The sequence below is a fragment of the Pantoea sp. R102 genome, from assembly GCF_004916815.1.
Classification (GTDB): Bacteria; Pseudomonadota; Gammaproteobacteria; order Enterobacterales; family Enterobacteriaceae; genus Pantoea; species Pantoea dispersa.
The window spans coordinates 1-2894 of record NZ_SDFT01000194.1; the positions used below are offsets into that span (position 1 = coordinate 1).

The following is a 2894-nucleotide window of genomic DNA, read 5'->3' on the forward strand; positions in this document are numbered from 1 at the left end:
CTTCAACCTGTTTCCGCACATGACCGCGCTGGAAAACGTGATGCTGGCACCGCGCCGCGTGCTGAAAAAGAGCGAGGCGGAGTGCCGCACGCTGGCCACGCAGATGCTGGAAAAAGTCGGGCTCGGCGAACGCCTCAATTACTACCCGGCTAACCTGTCGGGCGGTCAGCAGCAGCGCGTGGCGATTGCCCGCGCGCTGGCGATGCAGCCAAAAGTTTTACTCTGTGACGAAATCACCTCGGCGCTCGATCCGGAGCTGGTGGGTGAAGTACTGAAAGTGCTGGAGCAGCTGGCCGCCGAAGGCATGACGCTGATTCTCGTCACCCATGAAATGAACTTCGCCCGCGACGTGGGCGACCGCGTGGTGTTTATGCATCAGGGACGCGTGTGGGAGCAGGGCGACAGCAAAACGCTGTTTGCGAATCCACAAACCGCCGAGCTGAAGCAGTTTATTTCGACCGTGCGTCTGTAACCGAACAATAAGGAACCCCTCATGGATATCAGCCAGTTCTCGCAAATCAATCCGCCACAGCGTCTGCTGATGGGACCGGGCCCGATCAACGCCGACCCGCGCGTGCTGCGCGCCATGTCGAGCCAGCTGCTTGGGCAGTACGATCCGGCGATGACGCACTATATGAACGAGGTGATGGCGCTGTACCGTGGCGTATTCCGCACTGAAAACCGCTGGACCCTGCTGATTGATGGCACCTCACGCGCCGGTATCGAAGCCATCCTGCTGTCGGCGATTCGTCCGGGCGATAAAGTGCTGGTGCCGGTGTTCGGCCGCTTCGGTCATCTGCTGTGCGAAATCGCCCGTCGCTGCCGCGCGGAAGTCCATACCATCGAGGTGCCGTGGGGCGAGGTATTTACCCCGGATCAGATCGAAGATGCGATCAAAAAAGTCAAACCGCGCCTGCTGCTGACGGTGCAGGGCGATACCTCGACTACTATGCTGCAACCGCTGGAGCAGCTCGGTGCGATTTGTCGCCAGTACGGCGTGCTGTTGTACACCGATGCCACCGCATCGCTGGGCGGCAACCCGCTGGAAACCGATGCCTGGGGGCTGGATGCGGTCTCTGCCGGCATGCAGAAATGCCTCGGCGGTCCGTCCGGTACCTCGCCGATCACCCTGAGCCCGCAAATGGAAGCGGTGATCCGCCAGCGTAAGTGCGTGGAGCAGGGCATCCGTACCGACGCACATCAGGATGGCGTCGACGAGATGATCTACTCCAACTACTTCGATCTCGGCATGATCATGGATTACTGGGGACCGGAGCGGCTCAACCACCATACCGAAGCCACCTCGGCGCTGTTTGGCGCACGCGAATGTGCCCGTCTGATCCTGCAGGAAGGGCTGGATAACGGCATCGCGCGTCACAAGCTGCACGGTGATGCGCTGCTGAAAGGTATTCAGGGCATGGGGCTGGAAACCTTTGGCGATCTCACACACAAGATGAATAACGTGCTTGGCGTGGTGATCCCGCAGGGCATTAACGGCGACCAGGTACGCAAATTGATGCTGGACGATTTCGGCATTGAGATTGGCACCTCGTTCGGTCCGCTGCACGGCAAAGTGTGGCGCATCGGCACCATGGGCTACAACGCGCGCAAAGATTGCGTGATGCTGACGCTGAGCGCGCTGGAGTCCGTGCTGAATCACGTCGGTTTCCGCACCACTCAGGGCGCGGCGCTGCAGGCTGCCTGGGACCACTACGGGAGCCACGCATGAGTCATAGCCTGATGAGCGCCGGTGAGGCGCAGTCAGCGGCGGCGCGGGTGATGGCGCGCTGTGACGCGCTGGCAGCAATCAGTGAGAGCGAAGAGGGGCTGACCCGCGTCTATCTGTCGCCGGAGCAGGTGCGCGCCAACGCGCGCGTTGCTGAGTGGATGCAGGCGGCAGGTATGCACACCTGGCAGGATGCGGTCGGCAATATCTGCGGTCGCTATGAAGCGGCGGAGCCGGGCGCACCGGCGCTGCTGCTTGGTTCGCACCTCGATACCGTGCGCAACGCCGGACGTTACGACGGCATGCTGGGCGTGCTCAGCGCCATTGAAACCGTGCAGTGGCTGCACGACCATCAGCAGCGCCTGCCGCTGGCGATTGAAATTGTCGGCTTCGGCGATGAAGAGGGCACGCGCTTTGGCATCACGCTGCTTGGCAGCCGAGGCCTCACCGGCAGCTGGCCGGAGAGCTGGGTGTCACATCCGGACGGTAACGGTATTACGGTGGCGCAGGCGATGCAGGACCTCGGCCTGGACGCGGCGCTGATCCCGCAGGCGGCACGTGAGGTGAGCGACATTGTGGCTTATCTCGAACTGCACATTGAGCAGGGACCGTGTCTGGAACAGGACGATTTGGCGCTTGGTGTGGTGACGGCGATTAACGGCGCGCGCCGTCTTAACTGCCGCTTTGTCGGGGAGGCCGGTCATGCCGGCACGGTGCCGATGACGCACCGCAAAGACGCGCTGGCAGCAGCGGCAGAGTGGATGGTGTTTGTGGAACAGGCCACGCAGGATCAGGATGCGCAGCTGGTGGCCACGGTGGGCACGCTGAGCTGTCTGCCGGGCGCCGTTAACGTTATCCCCGGCGAGGTGCAGCTGTCGCTGGACGTGCGCGGACCGCAGGATGAACCGCTGGAACGTCTGCTCTCCAGCCTGCTGACCCAGGCGGAAGCCATCGCGCTGCGGCGCGGGCTCAGCTTCAGCGCTAACGAGTACTATCGCATCGCGGCCACCGCCTGTGATACGCGGCTGCAGCAGGCGCTGAGCCATGCGGTAGAAACCGTGCAGGGGCGCAGTCTGGCGCTGCCGAGCGGAGCCGGTCACGACGCGATCGCGATGGCTGAGCGCTGGCCGGTGGGCATGCTGTTTGTGCGCAACCATCGCGGTATCAG

General features: G+C 62.9%; 3 protein-coding genes. All 3 read left to right on the top strand.

Annotated elements, in window-relative coordinates:
* Positions 1–472, top strand: a 472-nt coding sequence (locus ERD80_RS18685; RefSeq protein WP_136548007.1) for an ATP-binding cassette domain-containing protein, incomplete at its 5' end; no start/stop codon positions are given.
* A 21-nt stretch (positions 473–493) separates the two neighbouring features.
* On the top strand, positions 494–1729 hold the full coding sequence (locus ERD80_RS18690; RefSeq protein ID WP_058769328.1) for an alanine--glyoxylate aminotransferase family protein: 1236 nt from the start codon (positions 494–496) through the stop codon (positions 1727–1729).
* On the top strand, positions 1726–2894 hold a 1169-nt coding region (hpxK, locus tag ERD80_RS18695; RefSeq protein ID WP_136548009.1), incomplete at its 3' end, for an allantoate amidohydrolase. The genes ERD80_RS18690 and hpxK, both read left to right, overlap by 4 nt.

Excerpts from the sequence above, each read along its gene's own strand:
- ERD80_RS18690 (WP_058769328.1), top strand. The coding sequence starts at position 494 with ATGGATATCAGCCAGTTCTCGCAAATCAATCCGCCACAGCGTCTGCTG.